Origin of the sequence: Paenibacillus amylolyticus (assembly GCF_051136285.1) — a bacterium.
Taxonomy (GTDB): domain Bacteria; phylum Bacillota; class Bacilli; order Paenibacillales; family Paenibacillaceae; genus Paenibacillus; species Paenibacillus amylolyticus_F.
In genome coordinates, this window is sequence record NZ_CP194938.1 from 214,683 (window position 1) to 232,545 (window position 17,863).

The 17,863-nt window shown below is 44.2% G+C and carries 18 protein-coding genes; 16 read left to right on the forward strand and 2 right to left on the reverse strand.

Annotated features, from left to right (window positions below):
- The first annotated feature begins 166 nt into the window (after positions 1 to 166).
- The 3 genes from ACR8BL_RS00970 (at position 167) to ACR8BL_RS00980 (ending at position 3,614) form a co-directional block, all read left to right on the forward strand.
- Positions 167 to 1,255, forward strand: a complete 1,089-nt coding sequence (locus ACR8BL_RS00970; RefSeq protein WP_434750875.1) for a hypothetical protein — start codon at positions 167 to 169, stop codon at positions 1,253 to 1,255.
- A 92-nt stretch (positions 1,256 to 1,347) separates the two neighbouring features.
- On the forward strand, positions 1,348 to 2,283 hold the full coding sequence (locus ACR8BL_RS00975) for a tyrosine-type recombinase/integrase (RefSeq protein ID WP_434750876.1): 936 nt from the start codon (positions 1,348 to 1,350) through the stop codon (positions 2,281 to 2,283).
- Positions 2,284 to 2,396: 113 nt separating this feature from the next.
- Positions 2,397 to 3,614 (forward strand): chromate transporter, encoded by a 1,218-nt coding sequence (locus ACR8BL_RS00980; RefSeq protein WP_434750877.1) that lies wholly within the window; start codon positions 2,397 to 2,399, stop codon positions 3,612 to 3,614.
- Positions 3,615 to 3,863: 249 nt separating this feature from the next.
- Here ACR8BL_RS00980 and ACR8BL_RS00985 read toward each other — a convergent pair whose 3' ends face one another.
- Entirely contained in the window at positions 3,864 to 4,793 is a 930-nt protein-coding gene (locus tag ACR8BL_RS00985; RefSeq protein ID WP_434750878.1) for an L-lactate dehydrogenase, read from the reverse strand.
- A 351-nt stretch (positions 4,794 to 5,144) separates the two neighbouring features.
- Here ACR8BL_RS00985 and ACR8BL_RS00990 point away from each other — a divergent pair, with 351 nt between their 5' ends.
- Both ACR8BL_RS00990 and ACR8BL_RS00995 read left to right on the forward strand, forming a co-directional pair.
- Positions 5,145 to 6,419 (forward strand): WD40/YVTN/BNR-like repeat-containing protein, encoded by a 1,275-nt coding sequence (locus tag ACR8BL_RS00990; protein WP_434750879.1) that lies wholly within the window; start codon positions 5,145 to 5,147, stop codon positions 6,417 to 6,419.
- Positions 6,420 to 6,648: 229 nt separating this feature from the next.
- Positions 6,649 to 6,858: a hypothetical protein gene (locus ACR8BL_RS00995; RefSeq protein WP_434750880.1), complete on the forward strand. Its 210-nt coding sequence runs from the start codon at positions 6,649 to 6,651 to the stop codon at positions 6,856 to 6,858.
- Between the two features lie 274 nt (positions 6,859 to 7,132).
- Here the strand turns inward: ACR8BL_RS00995 and ACR8BL_RS01000 are convergent, their stop codons facing one another.
- On the reverse strand, positions 7,133 to 7,279 hold the full coding sequence (locus tag ACR8BL_RS01000) for a hypothetical protein (RefSeq protein ID WP_434750881.1): 147 nt from the start codon (positions 7,277 to 7,279) through the stop codon (positions 7,133 to 7,135).
- A 1,155-nt stretch (positions 7,280 to 8,434) separates the two neighbouring features.
- Between ACR8BL_RS01000 and ACR8BL_RS01005 the strand changes: the two genes are divergently transcribed.
- The 11 genes from ACR8BL_RS01005 to ACR8BL_RS01055 all read left to right on the forward strand — a co-directional run bounded on the left by ACR8BL_RS01005 (position 8,435) and on the right by ACR8BL_RS01055 (position 17,771).
- On the forward strand, positions 8,435 to 9,454 hold the full coding sequence (locus ACR8BL_RS01005; RefSeq protein WP_434750882.1) for a fibronectin type III domain-containing protein: 1,020 nt from the start codon (positions 8,435 to 8,437) through the stop codon (positions 9,452 to 9,454).
- A gap of 141 nt (positions 9,455 to 9,595) precedes the next feature.
- Positions 9,596 to 10,168: a histidine phosphatase family protein gene (locus tag ACR8BL_RS01010; RefSeq protein ID WP_434750883.1), complete on the forward strand. Its 573-nt coding sequence runs from the start codon at positions 9,596 to 9,598 to the stop codon at positions 10,166 to 10,168.
- A gap of 45 nt (positions 10,169 to 10,213) precedes the next feature.
- Positions 10,214 to 10,549 (forward strand): hypothetical protein, encoded by a 336-nt coding sequence (locus ACR8BL_RS01015; protein WP_434750884.1) that lies wholly within the window; start codon positions 10,214 to 10,216, stop codon positions 10,547 to 10,549.
- A gap of 56 nt (positions 10,550 to 10,605) precedes the next feature.
- Positions 10,606 to 11,385 (forward strand): phosphotransferase family protein, encoded by a 780-nt coding sequence (locus ACR8BL_RS01020; protein ID WP_434750885.1) that lies wholly within the window; start codon positions 10,606 to 10,608, stop codon positions 11,383 to 11,385.
- 32 nt (positions 11,386 to 11,417) lie between these two features.
- Positions 11,418 to 12,206: an HAD family hydrolase gene (locus ACR8BL_RS01025; protein WP_434750886.1), complete on the forward strand. Its 789-nt coding sequence runs from the start codon at positions 11,418 to 11,420 to the stop codon at positions 12,204 to 12,206.
- A 377-nt stretch (positions 12,207 to 12,583) separates the two neighbouring features.
- Positions 12,584 to 13,150, forward strand: a complete 567-nt coding sequence (locus ACR8BL_RS01030) for a GNAT family N-acetyltransferase (RefSeq protein WP_434750887.1) — start codon at positions 12,584 to 12,586, stop codon at positions 13,148 to 13,150.
- 33 nt (positions 13,151 to 13,183) lie between these two features.
- Positions 13,184 to 13,669 (forward strand): AAA family ATPase, encoded by a 486-nt coding sequence (locus ACR8BL_RS01035; protein WP_434750888.1) that lies wholly within the window; start codon positions 13,184 to 13,186, stop codon positions 13,667 to 13,669.
- 371 nt (positions 13,670 to 14,040) lie between these two features.
- Positions 14,041 to 14,328, forward strand: coding sequence for a hypothetical protein (locus tag ACR8BL_RS01040; protein WP_434750889.1), 288 nt, complete (start codon positions 14,041 to 14,043; stop codon positions 14,326 to 14,328).
- Positions 14,329 to 14,513: 185 nt separating this feature from the next.
- Complete coding sequence (locus tag ACR8BL_RS01045; RefSeq protein ID WP_434750890.1) at positions 14,514 to 14,912, forward strand: DUF2500 domain-containing protein; 399 nt, start codon at positions 14,514 to 14,516, stop codon at positions 14,910 to 14,912.
- A 202-nt stretch (positions 14,913 to 15,114) separates the two neighbouring features.
- Positions 15,115 to 15,864: an SDR family NAD(P)-dependent oxidoreductase gene (locus tag ACR8BL_RS01050; protein ID WP_434750891.1), complete on the forward strand. Its 750-nt coding sequence runs from the start codon at positions 15,115 to 15,117 to the stop codon at positions 15,862 to 15,864.
- 206 nt (positions 15,865 to 16,070) lie between these two features.
- Complete coding sequence (locus ACR8BL_RS01055) at positions 16,071 to 17,771, forward strand: hypothetical protein (protein WP_434750892.1); 1,701 nt, start codon at positions 16,071 to 16,073, stop codon at positions 17,769 to 17,771.
- Positions 17,772 to 17,863: the final 92 nt, after the last annotated feature.

The following is a 17,863-nucleotide window of genomic DNA, read 5'->3' on the forward strand; positions in this document are numbered from 1 at the left end:
AAATATTGTTAAATGAATTCTGGTACGTTAGACTCGACACTCGAATGGGTAAGGGTTAAAGGGAGCATGCCGGATGTATGACAAGGCCGGGGTTGCGGCTAAACCAAATATGAAATATATTTGGGTGGTGTGATCTGCAACCAGAACCGAAGAGAGGGGTTAATTTATGAAGGAACTATTACATAACGATTACAATGAACACTCGTCGCATTTTGGATTTGCACTCGCGGACTCAACGGTTCTCACAGAGGCGAAGTTGATCATATCTCATGAGGGTGACGCAGAAGATGTGCAGCTCGATATCGATCCGCAGCGACATCTGGAGGATGGCCGCAAAGTTTCCGTGATCGCACAGCAACTGCAGACAGCTATTCTCCGAGAGGATGCTGGCATTCTATATGGATCCGAAATATCGTACGTACAATATGCGATTCATTTGACCGAGAATAGTCGGATTTCGATTGCTTCAATTCAAGGCATAAGTTATCCTATTGAACTTGATCTGGTACCTTATGAAGCGGGAGAATATGAGGTACGCATTGCCCTGCATCGAAAAACACCTCGGATCGCCGAAGGTCCGTTGGAACCGGAACAGCTGGCAATGGTGAAATACGCACAGGTCAATACCGTACATATTACACTGTTCCCGGCAGAAGCCCCAATGCTCGATTCATCATCAGCAGTATGGACACGAAATCATCATGTGTTCGACTCCTACGGCAGAAGAGGATTCATTCTTGCGGATCTGGATCGTGTTGCGAAGCGAGTGGAAGAACTGTTCGGAACAGGCAACCATAATTTGATTGAACATTTTACAGAAGGTCAGCTGGATATTTTACTTGAAGAAGGGCTTATGGCGGTAGTATGGGGTATGACTCCGTGGTGTTATTCCATTTACTCTCCACCAAACGAGCAAGCCGCTAATATGTTGGCATGGGACAAGCTTGGGGATGGGCCTGAGCGACAAGCCATATTTTACATTGATCCGAAGGTACAGCGGTTAAGTATTGTTCCAGCGAATGAACTGGCTTTTTGGGCGGATTGCATTCGCAAAGATTGGCCAGTTATTGATATTCCAGGCGAAGGAGAGACATTTCATCTGGATCTGTATGTTCAAATTGCGGAATCCGTGAATGAACTTCATGAAAATCCAATTCCGTCGTTTGTACTTACGCGCAGTAAGGGCCAACCGGAGACGATTTTGCTAATGGCCGATGTTGTCATTGTAGAAGAGGTTGATTTTCCATTAACTTGAGAATCCATTTTCTGTCATCGGTGTGCAGATGGTAAGGTCATTTCATACAGTACAGTTAATATGTGAGAAATCAGAGGAGGTGAGGGGAGTAGATGATCAATGAAGAGGTTCAGGAGCAGTATTCAGATGAACTGGAGGCTTTTCATATCTGGATGAAGGATGCCGGTTACACGGGACATACGGTCAAATCCTACACGGGGGATGTGGTGGAATTCCTTATTTCTATTCAGGGAAAATCGCTGGATCAAGTGAAGAAGCTGCATGTACTCTCATATCTTTCTCGTGCAAGGGAGCGTGGCGTGAGTGATGCTACCCGTAATCGTAAACACGCGGCGATCAACTGTTTCTACAAATCCCTCATTGAACTTGAAGTGCTGACCACTAATCCGGCATCTGGTATCAAAAAATCCAAAACGGAGAAAAATCGTGCCCCCGTCTTTCTGGACGAAAGTGGTTTGACACGTTTTCTAACATCCGTCGAGGGGAAGTACCGCACCCGTAATCTATCCATTTTTCTGCTTATGGGCTACATGGGGCTGCGTGTGGGTGAAGTTCATGCGCTTAATTGCAAAGACTATAACCCCGAGCGGCGAACACTGGATGTGTTCGGTAAGGGACGGAAATGGCGCTCCATCCCCGTTCCCGAAACGGTAGCAGAAGTATTGTCTCAGGCTCTCGAGGAGCGACTGAATCCTTGGCGCGGCGAGAAAGAAGAAGCTTTGTTTATATCGCAAAAAGGAAAGCGTCTCTCCATTCGCAGCATGCAGCTCATCTCCACAGAAACCTTCGAACGCTTCCAGAAGGAAGCGCCGTCTCATCAGCGCCAAAGCTATTCCAGCCATAAGCTTCGTCACTCGTTCGCCACCATGATGCTGCGGCGGGGAGCTGATCTGCGTACAGTGCAGGAATTGCTCGGACATGCCTCCATTCAGACGACAACCGTATACACCCATGTCACCAGCCGGGAAAAAGAAGAGGCAATGGCTCTGCTGGATGTCAAACTTCCGCTTAGTGAAATAACAAAATAGATCAAGAGAAGCCGTTACTTGAGATAAGTTAAAAATGAGGGCCAATTACAATTACAATTACAATTACAATAACAGTCACAACAACAATGACCTGCTGGGAGAGATGGGCGAGTATGAATGCAGACGATCCGGCTTCGAATTCACAAGAGCAGAATGTTCCACCGAATCGTTGGTTGGCATTCTGGGAGGTGCTGATGGTTGCAACCAAACTGGGGCTGACATCCTTTGGAGGCCCAACAGCACACTTGGGTTATTTTCATAATGAATACATACGCAAGCGAAAATGGATGGACGAGCAGAGTTATGCTGACCTTGTAGCTTTGTGTCAATTTCTCCCTGGGCCTGCCAGCAGTCAAGTGGGGATTGGCATTGGTGTTATGCGTGCGGGTCTACTTGGGGGATTAATGGCGTGGATCGGATTCACTTTGCCGTCGGTGCTTGTTTTAATGGCATTTGCTTTTTTGTTCAAAGGATACGATGTGAGCCACGCGGGTTGGATCAGCGGCTTGAAAATTGTAGCTGTAGTGATTGTTGCCCATGCTATTCTGGGCATGGCTCAGAAGCTCACCCCTGATAAAGTGAGGATTACCATCGCTGTGTTAGTCGCTGCGGCAGCTTTATTATGGACGGTTCCTTACAGTCAGGTCATATTGATCGTGCTGGCAGGTTTAATTGGCTGGAGGATGTACCGTAATGCGTCAATTGCTTCGGTGGTTAAAATGAATGTTCCAATCCGTCGCGGCTTGGCTGTGCTGTGTTTATTTGTTTTTGCAGGTCTGTTTGTGATATTACCAATTCTGCGTCAGATAATACACTTGGAGTGGATTGCTCTGTTTGATTCCATGTACCGAGCAGGATCCATGGTATTTGGTGGGGGACACGTGGTGTTGCCACTGCTGGAACAGGAACTTGTGCCCTACGGGTTAGTTAGTAAAGATGATTTCCTGGCAGGTTACGGTGCAACGCAAGCGGTTCCTGGTCCGTTGTTTACCTTTGCTGCGTACCTTGGGACTGTTTCGATGGGCGGAGCAGGAGCGCTTATCGCTACGATTGCTATATTTTTACCGGCATTTTTGCTTATAATTGGTGCATTGCCCTTCTGGAATGGGATTCGCAGTAACCCACATATGCAAGGTGCATTGGCAGGGATCAACGCAGGAGTCGTGGGTCTTCTGTTAGCTGCACTCTATCAGCCGTTGTGGACAAGCGCCGTGTTGTCACCTGCAGATTTTGCCTTGATATGTGTACTCTTTGTACTGCTGACTTTCTGGAAATGCCCACCTTGGAGTATTGTTATGTTAGGCATCGTTGGTGGTGTGGTTTTGAATTGAATAGGTCGTTTAATAAGGGAGCTTAGTTCTCGTCATTTTGGTTTCCGTCATTATTATTATGTAAACTAGAAGGCTTAATTGAGTTGAAGCTCACATCATCAAGCGTGTCTCTAGGCGATATCCTAGATTAAAGTGGAACGAACTTCCGCAACAAAGGCTGATTCTGTCTAAAATTTTAGATAACCAAAAGACCATCCAAAACTCTATGCAGAGTCTTGGAATGGTCTCTTTTATTGCATAATTGATGTGTTATTCCAGTCCGGCGATCTGTTCTTTTAATTTGTTCGCAGATGCCTGGAACGCCAATTTCTCGGTTTCATTCAACGGAAGAGGCAGAATTTCACGGACGCCATGACGGTCTACGACACAAGGCACGCCCAGATACACATCGGAAACGCCGTTGTAATCTTGAAGTAACGTGGATACGTTCAGAACGGAGCCTTCGTTACCCAAAATAGCAGCGACGATACGATCCAGTGCCAGAGCGATTGCATAGGAAGTGGCTCCTTTGGCATTAATGATTTCGTAAGCCGCATTTTTGGTGCTGTTAAAAATGTCCTGTTGTGTTTCTTCGTCCAGTTCAAGGTCGGTTCCTGCAACGTTAGCCAGACTCCAGACAGGCACCTCGGAATCGCCGTGTTCACCAATGATGTGAGCGTGAATGCTGCGAGGGTCAATGCCTTTATTTTTACCAATCAGATAACGGAACCGTGCGCTGTCCAGCAATGTACCTGATCCGATGACACGGGAAGCTGGCCAGCCGCTTTGTTTCCAGGAAGTATAGGATAAGATATCAACAGGGTTCGTGGCAATTAGCAAAATACCGTGGGAGTTAACCTCCGTAATCCGATCAATAATATCTTTGAAAATGCTTGCATTTTTCTTCAGGAGATCAATTCGAGTCTCGCCCGGTTTTTGTGAAGCACCCGCAGTAATGATAATAATATCGGCATCTTTGCAGTCGGAGTAGTCACCAGCCCATACCTTTACGCCTCCGGTAAATGGTAGACCGTGGTTCATATCCAGCATTTCGCCGGTTGCTTTATCATGATTCACATCCACAAATACCAACTCGGACGAACGCTGTCTTAGCATAAGCGTGTACCCCGTAGTTGTTCCTACCGCACCCATGCCAATAATAACCACACGACTGGGCTTCAATGCTGAACTTGTTGTCATGATCTTAACCTCTCCTTTTTGGGTATACTATCATCCATATTAAGGGATATGGGTGGATAAAGCGAGTTTTGTCTATAACTTTTTTCACAACATGTGCCAGATTACGAGGAAAAATTCCATAAACAGGCGAAGTATAACCGGACTTAACGTGACAAAAAGTGTCATACATCATTGGTTTTCAGAACAATATTACGCAATAACATCTAACAATCGACAGGTACCCATGCGGGTGTGAGCCTTTAGGTCGAATTTTGTGGTAGAATAGGAGCAGTGGATTCTGATGAATCGTAAATATAACTTCATCATAGAGACATGCGCGTCTGTCTGATGGATTGGAGAGGTGGAACCCACTTGCATTTGCAATGGAGAAAAATAGCGCAGACAGCATTGCTGTCTATAGGTATTATCATTTTGCTCGCTGCATGTACCAAAACAGAGCAGCCACCGGCTGTAGAACCTCCGGAACAGGATGAGGGTAACGTAGGGCAGACTCTTACCGTTGTACCTCCGACAAATAATAACGCTGAAGCAGCGGAGATGGCGAAATATCAAATTCAGACTCGTTTGACCGATTTTCAACTCATTAATGATAACGGCGGCTTGGCTTGGGGAGTCACGCGTAATGCGCTTCGGCTCTATTACACTCAGGATCAGGGGAAAACGTGGACAAACATTTCACCCTCAGAAAATGTGCAATTTCCGGCTAATCCGAAATATGGAGAAAGTATTTATTTTGTAGATCGTATGCATGGCTGGATTGTTCGAGAGGGAATGGGAGGCACCGATACGATTGTGCTTCGTACCAATAATGGGGGCGTGAGCTGGAGCTTATCTTCTTTGTCCAAGACAAACAAGGTAACGGGAATTTCCTTTGTCTCTCCAGAGAAGGGCTGGGTACTAACGACACTAGATACGGGTATTGGCAAACAGGACAAGGATCTGTATCGTACTCAGGATGGGGGCATAACCTGGGAGAGAATGACTTCCAGTGATGAGAAGGATAAAACAACAACAGGTGAAATTTCAAGGCGTGGCTACACCACAGGGATGACATTTTCGGACTCAAAGCATGGATTCCTGAGTACTATCGAATTTGGTACACCGAAGTTGTATGTGACATCAGATGGTGGAGAGGATTGGCGTACAGCTTCTTCTTTTTTTGATCGGGATAAATACAGTGCATGTGGTAATTTCACGATTAGTGCGCCTCAATTTTTTGGGCGTGAAGCCAAATCGGCCTGGATGTCCATGTCTTGTGGCAATGGTGATAGCATGATTTTCAGTGGTTTCTTCACAGCAGATGGTGGCGTAAGTTGGAAGACCTATGCGTTTAATCTGAACAAACAAACGGGGATCAATCGCAACCTGGCGCCTGTATTCCTCAGTCCATCCGAAGGTTGGGCGATGCAGAAGGGCATCATGTATTACACGAAGGATACAGGAAAAACGTGGAAAGCACATCCTGCAAGCAGTGTTTTAGTAAAGATTTTCAAAGACTATCCTGAGATCGTGAAAATGCAGATGGTATCGCCGAAGCTTGGCTGGATCCTGATGGAGAATACAGATGCTAAACGATCGCTACTGCTGCAGACCATTGACGGCGGAGAGCATTGGGAAGTGTTGTAATGTATGGAGTGAGAGTCTGACGGATGGTTTCGAGCTAAATGAGACCTAGTACCAGCTCTAACATGTAAGTGATGAGAATGTGCTTTTGGAGACGGAAATGAAGGGGAGATCTCGGTTTGAGGTTTTCCCTTTATTTTTATTTTATTTTTTCATTACATTGTGAAATTAATCACAAATAAATGGATTAGATGATGTTATAGTTAACTCAAGAAGAAAAGGAGTGATGAAGATGAGAACCAACGGTCAAACTCAATTCACGCAGGCGGATGAATTAACAAGATACATGCTTCACTTATGCTACACATGTGACGATGCCAATCGTTGCACCACTGAAGAAGCAGTGAAGGCTTGCATGGCTGCACATACAGAAAAAGAACAGCTGGAACCAGCCGAAGGTGTAGATTTAACTCGCGGATTCATGGATATGATGTACGCTTAGTGAAAGAAAGTGGAGCTGAAAATGCAGTTGTATCAACGAAAGGCCCCCGAAAGGGGGTTTTCTTTTTTGCAAAAAAACCACCGAAAAAATCACATATGTTGCAATACACTCATATACAATACTTCAGCAAAGTGCTTTTTTAATCTTTGGTCAGCAGTCATCTGCATCTTTTGAGTAACATGAGTGTATATTCCGAGTGTTATTTTCTCATCCCGGTGACCTACGTTTTAATAAAATAGCTGGCTATTAGTCCTAGCCAGCTAACTGAAATTTATTACTGAAGCATGTCGCAATAACGAGCAGGACCACCTAAGCTACATCCTTGTGGCTCAATAGGATCTAATGGTGCTGCTGAGATAAGCGAAGACATTGAAAGAGTTAAGACAACAATCATTCCAAGTACAGTCAATTTCTTTTTCATATGTTCACCCCCTTATTTTAAGTCATTATATCATTTATTGGAATATTGAGGTGATTTACTGGGATTATTGAAAGGTAATTTTGTGAACTTTTGTTGATCAATGTGGAGTATAAGACCTCTGCTCATGTATTTCATAGGCTTTGGCAAGCAAATTCTGTTCATAGAAGTAACCCCTAATTGGCTGACCAGTTCTGTTACTCACTGTAACGTTTCTGGAAGGTGCACGAGGAACAGTTGGATTAAAAGGGGGATCATCCAGATGATCTATCTCGTTTGGTTGAGTCCAAAGTCTATAATCTCAAAAATTTATGACGATCCCTTAAGAAATGAAGCTTGGGCCAAATTGGCACTATCACTAACAAAAGAAGGTAATGAGCTTTCTTTTGATAATGTTAGGACTAGCGAGAAAAGCAATGATTCGATGTGAAAATCAGTGCTTTACTTGTTTGACTTATATCGTATTAGTGCAGTAAAGTCGTCTTGTTCTTCTTCTATAGTTGCAAAGTAAGTATGCTTTTAAAGCAAAGAGCGAAGCGTTTTTTGCTGCGGACGGTATGGACTCCAATCTTATAATCTTGTAAGGAGGTGTTAAACTGGATATTTTCAGAGAAGCAGGAACAAGTACATTTAAAGCTATGTCGGCAGCAATGGTAGAAACCTTAGTCTTATATATAGCTTTACCACTAGTAGTCGCAGGGCTGTTGGTCAGATATGTTTTTAGGTTGAGAGGCCAGGCGTTTAACATTGTATTTGGTATACTCGTTATCGCTTGTATGTATTTTTTTGTGTATAAAGGCATTCCGCATTATCAGCTTGTATACGAAGTCAAATTATCTAAATAATACATATCATTTTGAAAGTCGTTCCTTCACTGGATCTGCTTTTTTTATTGGAGGCATTGAAGCGATCAGTAGCAAAGAAAAATGGAGCTGAAAATTCAGTTGTATCAACGAATTACCGCCAAAAGGGTGGTTCTTTTTTGCAAAATATTATAGAAAAAATCACATATCTTTCTCTATTCTTTATCCAGTATAAAATAAAAATTCAAAAATTTAGATTATATTTATAGATCAGCAAGTTAATGTTTAGACATAAAATGCTAGTCGTTATATCTTTAGATCTGTTGAAAGAAAACATTTCAGGAGGAATACTTTTATGAAGAGCAAGTCGTTTGAAAAGATAGGGTTTTTGTTTGGTCTGTTAGTTTTATTATCGTTTGGACTGTTCAATTTGAACGCATCCGCAGCGTCTGTTGGTGATCAATTAACTTCACCTGAGAAAGGATGGACAAGGTACGATGATTTAGATCCAATGATAAAATTTGAAGGTTCATGGTTTACAGACACAGCTGCTTTAAACTTTAAAGGTACTCAGCAATATACTAAGAGTGGTACATACTCATTTAAGTTTACTGGAAATGCATTCCGATTAATAGCTTCAAGTTACAAAGCGCACGAAAGTACTTCTGTAGAGGTAACAACAGATGGGGTTGCAGAAATATACTCAGGAGTTAAAAAGAATGATAATAGACAAGTAATTTTATATGAAAAATTTAATCTGCCCTATGGTGAACATACAGTTATAGTAAAGAATCTTCTAACAGCTAAAAATGTGACAATTGATGCAATTGATTTAAACATTCAGAAACCTAGTTATCCGATTAACCTAGTAGCATCTGCTGATGATAGTCAAGTATCACTTAACTGGAATCAGATTAAAAATGCAGAAAGCTACACTGTAAGATTTGGTACGGAGTCCGGAAAATATACGGAAACAGTGGCAGCGACTAAAGATGAATATGGAAACTTGGTTATACCAGGTTTGACAAATGGAACTACATATTACTTTGTGGTTACAGCAATTGTGAATGGCATCGAATTCCAGCCATCTAACGAAGCATCAGCAACTCCGCAAGGAACTGTCACCGAACCTGAACAACCGTCTGACAACCGTGCGATACTCGTCGTCACAATGACCACTGGTCTTGAAAAAGAATTTGATCTAAGTATGCAAGAAGTCAACAACTTCATCAATTGGTACGAAACAAAACAAGCAGGTAGCGGAAAAGCTTCGTACGCTATTGATAAACATGATAATAACAAAGGCCCCTTTAAAAGCCGTAAGGACTATGTTCTGTTTGATCGAATTCTGACTTTTGAGGTAAGTGAATACTAAGAAAGAGTGCTCCATCAACTTAGGTTGGTGGGGTGTTTTTTTTGGTCATCAGCCATTGACGAACAGCTGTATCATGTGATAGCTTCGTTCTACATGGAAGATGCAGGAATGGATAAGGGTATTTAGAAAAGAGGAATACATATGGCTATGATTGGCGTTATCCGCCACGGTGTAACCGACTGGAATGATGAATATCGGACGCAAGGACATACCGATATCCCGCTCAATGCTGAGGGGAGAAGACAGGCACAATTGCTTGCTGACCGAATTAAATCCGAACCATGGCATGTTATTTATTCCAGTGATTTGTCGAGAGCATTGGAAACGGCTAGCATCATTGGTGAGGCCGATTCAATTGAGATACGTATAGATTCCCGGCTGCGTGAGATGGACTGTGGACAGATTGAAGGTACAACAGAGCAGGAACGTGTAGACAAGTGGGGATATGGCTGGTCCAAACTCGATCTGGGCATTGAGTCACATGAGTCTATTGTAAAAAGGGGGAGGGCTTGTCTTTCTGACCTGGCTGACCGACATGCAGATCAGAACATATTGGTGGTAAGTCACGGAGCATTTCTGAGTCTCACTATGAAAAGGTTGCTTGCTCATATGGATATCAGGGAAAATCTATCAAACACATCGGTAACACACTTGCACAGCGGGCATCCCCAGTGGAATTGTTCGTTATATAACTGTACTAAACATCTAACTTAGGCTGCTTCTGACTCAAGTAGGAATAAAGGAGAAAGGAGGTTTATAATGTACAAATTAGTGCCTCTGCGTATCCCGTCTGGCTGGCGGGTAGTTTGGAATGATTTCACAGAAGCTGAACCTGAACAATTTACGGATGCTCGTGACGAGATTCGCTGGGAGTTTAAAGAAGATTTGATGCTGTTAGAACATGATCGAACCAATAAGCGGGTAGATCTCGGTTGGTATCCTGAGTTTAAAGTCGAAGGTGAGTATTTCCTCAGACTGGTGTCCACCAATCAGAATCTCGATTCACATTCTAATCATGGGGATGTCATCAAGGAATTTCGTTCTAAAAGCAGGACAGAAATTGAGCGTAAGATTGAACAGTTCTTGACTACATAATGAATAAAACTCTCACATGGTAATAGGAGAAGAAGCTGTTTATAGGAGGAATTCCCTTGCAAATTGCAGATATTCCATCTGAGATATTAGAGCAAATCGGAAGCGTGAAGCAAATAACTTTTCCTCGTCAAGGACATACATCTACCGTAGCTATTTTGGATACAGCGGATCAGAGATATGTCATCAAAAAAACAGAGCACGAACTCTTCAATGCCTGGTTGTCTGATGAGTATGCCGCTTTGCAGCTTCTTCAAGGAACAGGACTCCCTATTCCGAAAACGCATTCATTTTACATAGAGAACCACTCCAGATGGCTGTTGATGGATTATGTGGACGGAATATCGTTGAGGCAATTTCTCGCCAGTCATCCGCCTCAGAAAGATAAAGAAAAGGCGATTGTCAGCTTCGGACGTTGTTTGATACAACTGCATGAATGTCCATGTCCGATTGAATGGCAACAGGTGAAGCCCGCTTGGCTTGATCATATATTAACGAAAGCAGAGTATAATCTAGCTCATTATTCAGTAGACGGGAACGAGGATATGCTCACTCATTTGAAAATGAACCGACCAAGCCGAGTGCAGCCAACCTTAATACACGGGGATTTCACCATTGATAATGTTCTTGTCCGTGATGGTGAGGTAGTGGGAATGATCGATTGGGCGGGAGCTGCCTATGGTGATCCCAGGTATGATGTGGCTTTAGCAATCCGACCTAAACCGAATGCATTTGAGAATGAGCGGGACAAGGAAATCTTTTATGATGCGTATGGTAAGCGCAGATTGACGAATGAAGAATATCGATACTTTGAAGATGGAATTTATAGCTTTTTTTAAGAAGTGTACAGAAGTGGGGCAGGAGAGGACCTATGATATTTTCAGTAATCGTTGTAGATTTGGATGGAACCCTATTGAAGGCTAACAAAGAAGTTTCCGAGCGAAACGTAAAGGCGATTATGGAATGTGCCCATCGTGGGATTAAATTCATATTTGCAACGGCGCGTCCGCCGAGGGCAGTGAAGACTTTTTTGCCAAAAGAATTGCTGGAGCTAGGTTCATTTGTTTATTATAACGGTGCTTATGTTGATTGCAGACATACTGGGAGTAACGACCATATTGGGATTACGGCTGAGATAACTGCTGAGGTTCTGGATTATTGTTTGGCATGTAATCCGGATCTAGACATTAGTTTAGAAGTGAGAGACGAATGGATGAGCATGAAGCCTTATGATGCAGAGACTATAATGAAAGTAAAAGGCCAGCCGATTGTCAGATCATTGATGGAGCTTAAACAGCAAGAAGCTTCCAAGATTCTTTTTACAGGGAATATGGACAGGGCGGCTTTTCTTGAGAGATTCGAAGGGAAGTTGAACATATTGATTACGGATCAAGGTGAACTAACCCAGGTCTCGGCGCCAAAGGCTTCCAAGGAACATGCCGTTTCAGTCATCTGCAATGCCATGGGGGTTGCACTTCAGAATGTGATGGTTTTTGGGGATGATGCGAATGATATCGGCCTGTTTGAACAATGCGGCTGGCCCGTGGCGATGGGAAATGCGATTCAAGAACTGAAAAGCAGAGCCAAAGAGGTTACAGCAACCAATGAATGTGACGGTGTGGCTGTTATTTTGGAGAGGTTGTATCAGGAATGCCGTTAAAGGAAGGTATGGAGGGCCAGAGCTATGAGATATAACGTAAGATCAGCTGTTGCTGGGGACATCACCGGCCTCTGTTCTGTTCGGAATAATGAAAAGTTAGGAGCCGTACACGAAGCAGGCTGTTTATTACAATGAAGATGGCTCAAGTTACGAGAAAACGTACATACGGATGGATTTGAAAAAGCAACTGCTGTAAAGTTGGTTCGCTTCGCTGTGACATCGTGAACAGACCCAGAGGAGATTGTATTCTTGGATACATTCGGATCAGCGACGTCTACCAATTTCATTTTCAAGGGGAATACAGACCGATCTAAGATTTAGAGCTGGCTGGCAGCAGATCAAGGAGGCTTTAGAATAAACGTCTGGGAGGGTTCAACATGTTTAAACACGCCTTAGATGGTACGGATACAGCTTACCTTTCCCTGTTTACATCCAATGACGCAGCAGCGTTATTTCGATTAATTGATCGAAACCGGGAACATCTCGGAACCTGGCTCAGGATTCCTGACATGACTTCGACTGAAGAGGATTCAGCAGGTTTTATCGAACGCACACGTCTAAGTTACGCGCGGGAGGAAGGATACTGGTTAGGGATCTGGTTTCGAGGTGAACTGGCGGGTTCGATTGGATATTGTGACATTGACCATGGAAACAGGAAGGCTGAGATTGGTTATTGGCTGGGTCAGGATTATGAGGGAAATGGACTCATCACGAAAGCAGTCAACGTACTTATTGAGCACGCATTTAAACAGCTTGGCTTAAATAAAGTGGAGATTGGTGCAGCAACCAACAATCGGAGAAGTCGTGCCATACCTGAGAAGCTGGGTTTTCAACGTGAAAGTGAGCTGCGAGATTATGAGTTTTTGAATGGGAGATTTCTACATCGAGTGATGTACGGTCTAAGGGCTGAGGAGTGGGAGTCTAGGGAGTCACAGCGAGATTAGAGCTTATGAGACGACAACAGGAGGAACATTTCAATGAATAAACTACCCTTATTTGTAATCACAGGTGCGAGTGGTACGGGCAAAACAACAGTGTCATCGCATGTGCGCAAGCTTTTGCCTGGATTTGACGTCTTTGATATGGATATCATCGACAACGTAGATTGGCAGATTGCCAAAGAGAATTGGCTGCGAGTTGCTCATAGTATCTCGTTAAGCGGAAGAGGCACCGTTTTATGCGGCACGATGGTACCGGAAAATATTGCATCCTCCAAATATATCGAACAATTTGATCGTATTCTTTACTTGAATCTACATTGTGATGATGCCACACGTGAGATGCGGTTGCAAGCACGTGGCTGGGACGACAATGCGATTGAAGATCATCGTAATTTTGCGAACTGGTTGTTGCAGAATGCGGATAAAGCCTTTGACCCAGCGATGCCGACGGTGGATACAACGGATCTGTCTTCCGAGGAAGCTGCGAAACAGATTGAACAGTGGGTCAGAGGAAACTGGTAATAGAGTTTTTTATCATAGTAAGTTGACTAGCAGGAGGAATTTTCGAAATGATATTCAATATTGTCATATGGCTAGCTATTGTCTGGTTGATTTTTCGATATTATAACCTTCCCAAAAAAGATGATATGAACATCGTTAAAGTGCCAACTACATACCTCATCGAGGCTCCGAATAAGACAGAGGTACAAAAGAACGTCGAATGTGCTGCTTTTTCCAGTGCATATGTGTTAAGGCATTTCGGCATCGAATCAGAATGAAATGAGCTGTATCGAACATATCCGCGCAAACTTCTGGATGGCACATTTTATCCGAAAGCCATTATTGTTTTTTTCAAAAAACTGGGGTACAAGGCCACGTATTTACGTGGCAATGTGAACACCTTAAGGAAGCAGATCAGTCGCGGCGTGCCTGTCATTTTGTTTATCAGGGTTCATGCAGATCGGCGATTTCTACACTTTGTGCCTGTCATCGGGTATGATGAAGCCCATTTTTATTTGGCAGAGTCACTGGCTCTCAAGCGAAATTGTGATGAAGTACATTACAACCGAAAGATGTGTGTAAATGAACTGGAATCGCTATGGAATACATGGCTGCCTTTCAGCCACCACTCCTATATTGTGATTGAGCCGCAGCCTGATTCTCTAACTAAATCTGCTTAATAAATTGCCCTGTAGAACAGTTGATGCATGGCTAAGTATTTTCAAAATAATAGCGGTGTTCTGCCTAAGATATACGATGTAAATATTTCATCAGGTTAACAAGTTCTGTGTTCGTCCGCATATACATTTACAGAAGACGGGTCAAGACTCCGGCTGTCCGAAGTGTATGAACGGAGGGGAGAGACATGGGCATTGAATCATCCTGGATGTTTGATTTGTTTGGAACCGTCTTTCCGGTGGCATTTGTCCTGATTCTGGGTATTGTGCTGTTATCAATGGGCAAAGAAGTATGGAGGTGGGGACGCAATAATGCGGAGCCATTACTGACCGTACACTCTCGCATTACCAGCAGACGAGTAAAGATGAGCCAGCCACCTTCGGATTCCGGTAGCACGACTCCCGTAAGAACATTGTATTACGTCACCTTCGAAGTAGAGAGCGGTGATCGCTTGGAGTTCAAAGTGAATGGTGAAGAGTATAGTATGTGTGCGGAGGGAGACGAAGGGCGGCTCTCGTTTAAGGGAACCCGGTATATTGGATTTGAGCGAACGAATCGCTTGTATACCGAACGTTTGCGAGGGTAAAAGAGGTTGAAAATGGAGCAGCTTACGCCCGAGTGGCGTAAGCTTTTTTTGACGGATTCGGGGACAAGCGTTTCTTAATGGGACGAACGTGTTTGTATATAAGTATAGAGTTAGAGGAAATCGATAAGAAATGAACGAGGTAACAAGTACAGTATATCAAACTAAACAAAACAGACAGTCTTACCAGAGGAGGAATATGATCATGTCATTTACCGATCAGGTTGTTGTTGTCACTGGGGCTGCCCAGGGCATTGGGCGAAGTGTTGCTGAAGCTTACGCGGTTGCCGGGGCTAAAGTCGTGCTTGCCGATGTTCAGGAAGCCGAGGGAGCAGCGGCGGCGGCTTCCATACGCAATGAAGGCGGTGAAGCCATCTTTGTTCAGTGTGATGTGAGGAAAGAGCAGGATATTCAGCAACTGTTCGATACGGCAGTGAAGGAGTTCAAGCAGATTGATGTACTGGTGAACAACGCCGGCGTATCCAGATGGAAATCTCCCTATGAGCTAACGATAGACGAATGGGACGATATACTCAATACCAATGTGAGAAGCTGCTTTCTGGCAAGTCGGGAGGCGGCTCGGCATATGAAAAAAAATGATCATGGCGGCGCCATCGTAAATATGGCTTCGACTCGTGCGATGATGTCTGAGCCCAATAGCGAGGCATATGCCGCATCGAAGGGTGCGATTACTGCACTGACACATGCGATGGCGGTCTCACTTGGTAAGGACCAAATTCGGGTCAATTGTATCAGTCCCGGCTGGATTGAGACCGGTGACGAGTCCAAACTTAGAGCAGAAGACCACGAACAGCATCCATCCGGCAGGGTTGGCATGCCATCGGATATATCAAGGGCCTGCCTGTATTTATCCGACCCTGCTAATACCTTTGTCACAGGGACTAATCTCGTAGTTGACGGTGGTATGACCCGAAAAATGATATATGAGGACTAGAACCGGGACGTTGACCCGGAGCAGCTCGTTCAAGACTCCTCGAAGTTGGAATAAGCCCAAGTTAAGCACTTGGGCTTATTTGAATTTGATAAGTCGGTTGCTATAATGAATGTGATTTTACAACAGAACAGGAATGGAGGGAGTGTATGTTCGGGAAAACATCCCGGAAAGTATGTTGGCTGTTATTACTGATCGGAGGAATGATAATGATCGGGATCAAGTCACCTGTTAAGGCTGACGATGTGGATATACGAGCCGCCTGGGTATGGCAGGCACAGTCCGTTAAGAATGCAGGAGACGAGCTGCTGGCAAATGCAGCTAAACATAAGATTAACCGACTGTATGTGAACGTGGACATGAGTATATCCAAAGAAGTATACCGAGCGTTTATTGCCAAAGCGAGTCGGGAGGGTATAACCATTGAGGCACTGGGCGGAGATCCCTACTGGGCTGTTCAAAGCCGTGAGGGCCCTATGCTTCGATTAACTTCATGGGTACAGGATTACAATCAGGCTGTGGAAGCGAGTGAACGTTTTGATGCAATCCATCTGGATGTTAAACCATACGTGCTGCCTGCATGGAAGGAAGACGCCAAACCTTTGGTACAGTCCTGGATCAGCAATATGAAGAAGGTATTGAATCAAGCGAAGCGGGATGGAGGAACAGCCGTACATGTCGATCTGCCGTTCTGGCTCGATTCATACACAGTCAAAGGGAATCGAACGGCTGACGATGCAGATAACGAAGCACTGTCACACTGGTTTATTCAAAATGTAGATCATGTGACGTTGCTTGCTTACCGTGATACTGCACAAGGGAGTAACGGAATTATTCGTTTAATTGAACAGGAGATGCAGTGGGCAGACATCAGTGGTACAAGTGTTACCGTAGGTGTAAACACCAAACCGATGCCTCGTGAAGAGTTTACCAGTTTTGCTGGCAAAGGCTCCTTACAGTTGGAAACTGCTCTTCAGGAGGTCGCGACTGCATTCCGAGATCATAAGTCTTATGCCGGTTCAGCTGTACATGATCTGACGTATTGGGGAGAGCTGGAGCCTGATGATCAGACGTTGCCTGAAAAACCTGTGAACCCGCCTGCAAGTGCACCTGAGATTCGTGGAACCTACATCTGGGAGGCTTCGCAGGTGACGGATGATGGCGGAGAGCATATTCTGGCTTTTGCAAAAAAACAGAAGATTAACTGGTTATATGTACGACTGGATCTGGATCAGCCGTACTCCAGTTACCGTAGTTTTGTGAAAAGAGCAAAAGCTCAAGGAATCGAAATTCATGCGATGGGTGGACATCCGATCTGGGGCAAAAAGGAAAATCGTCCTCGGATCAAACGGCTGATCGATTACGTGAAGAACTACAATGCCGAAGTGGAACCGGACGAGCGGTTCGAGGGCATTCATCTGGATATCGAGCCGTATACTCTGCCTGAATGGACGGAGAACCGGGATACACTGCTGACCGAATGGGCATCAAATATCGCTTATTTCCAGGAAGAGACGAAGAAGGATAGCAATCTTGAAACAAGTGCGGATCTTGCAGTGTGGCTGGATACCTTCCCACTGCCGGGCAAGGAGATCTCTGTGACTGAGTTTATGATTGATACACTGGATCATGTATCTCTGATGGCATTCCGTAACACCGCAGAAGGCTCCAACGGGATAGCTGCTGTGGTAAGCCAGGAGATGGAGATTGCAGATCGTTTAGGCAAACCGTTGCTCATTTCTGTCGAAATGAAAGAAAATTTTGAAGGTACACATATTTCCTTTCACGAAAAAGGAGCCAAGGAAATGGAAATTCAGATGAGCAAACTGCCTGAACTTCTCTCGGGATACAAAGCTTACAAAGGGAATCTGGTACATGCCTATGATTACTGGATTGAATCCAAACCTTAATGTGTCCACCTGATTAGGAGAAGGGAAGTAAGAGTAGGAAAAAGGCTTCGGGACTTCACTTTACGTGAGGTTCCGGGCTTTTTTTATGGAAA

What these genes read in the sequence shown, in the direction of transcription:
- ACR8BL_RS00970 (WP_434750875.1), top strand. Translation starts at nt 167, where the DNA reads ATGAAGGAACTATTACATAACGATTACAATGAACACTCGTCGCATTTT.
- ACR8BL_RS00975 (WP_434750876.1), top strand. Translation starts at nt 1,348, where the DNA reads ATGATCAATGAAGAGGTTCAGGAGCAGTATTCAGATGAACTGGAGGCT.
- ACR8BL_RS00980 (WP_434750877.1), top strand. Translation starts at nt 2,397, where the DNA reads ATGAATGCAGACGATCCGGCTTCGAATTCACAAGAGCAGAATGTTCCA.
- ACR8BL_RS00985 (WP_434750878.1), bottom strand. Translation starts at nt 4,793, where the DNA reads ATGACAACAAGTTCAGCATTGAAGCCCAGTCGTGTGGTTATTATTGGC.
- ACR8BL_RS00995 (WP_434750880.1), top strand. Translation starts at nt 6,649, where the DNA reads ATGAGAACCAACGGTCAAACTCAATTCACGCAGGCGGATGAATTAACA.
- ACR8BL_RS01000 (WP_434750881.1), bottom strand. Translation starts at nt 7,279, where the DNA reads ATGAAAAAGAAATTGACTGTACTTGGAATGATTGTTGTCTTAACTCTT.
- ACR8BL_RS01005 (WP_434750882.1), top strand. Translation starts at nt 8,435, where the DNA reads ATGAAGAGCAAGTCGTTTGAAAAGATAGGGTTTTTGTTTGGTCTGTTA.
- ACR8BL_RS01010 (WP_434750883.1), top strand. Translation starts at nt 9,596, where the DNA reads ATGGCTATGATTGGCGTTATCCGCCACGGTGTAACCGACTGGAATGAT.
- ACR8BL_RS01015 (WP_434750884.1), top strand. Translation starts at nt 10,214, where the DNA reads ATGTACAAATTAGTGCCTCTGCGTATCCCGTCTGGCTGGCGGGTAGTT.
- ACR8BL_RS01025 (WP_434750886.1), top strand. Translation starts at nt 11,418, where the DNA reads ATGATATTTTCAGTAATCGTTGTAGATTTGGATGGAACCCTATTGAAG.
- ACR8BL_RS01030 (WP_434750887.1), top strand. Translation starts at nt 12,584, where the DNA reads ATGTTTAAACACGCCTTAGATGGTACGGATACAGCTTACCTTTCCCTG.
- ACR8BL_RS01035 (WP_434750888.1), top strand. Translation starts at nt 13,184, where the DNA reads ATGAATAAACTACCCTTATTTGTAATCACAGGTGCGAGTGGTACGGGC.
- ACR8BL_RS01045 (WP_434750890.1), top strand. Translation starts at nt 14,514, where the DNA reads ATGGGCATTGAATCATCCTGGATGTTTGATTTGTTTGGAACCGTCTTT.
- ACR8BL_RS01050 (WP_434750891.1), top strand. Translation starts at nt 15,115, where the DNA reads ATGTCATTTACCGATCAGGTTGTTGTTGTCACTGGGGCTGCCCAGGGC.
- ACR8BL_RS01055 (WP_434750892.1), top strand. Translation starts at nt 16,071, where the DNA reads ATGATCGGGATCAAGTCACCTGTTAAGGCTGACGATGTGGATATACGA.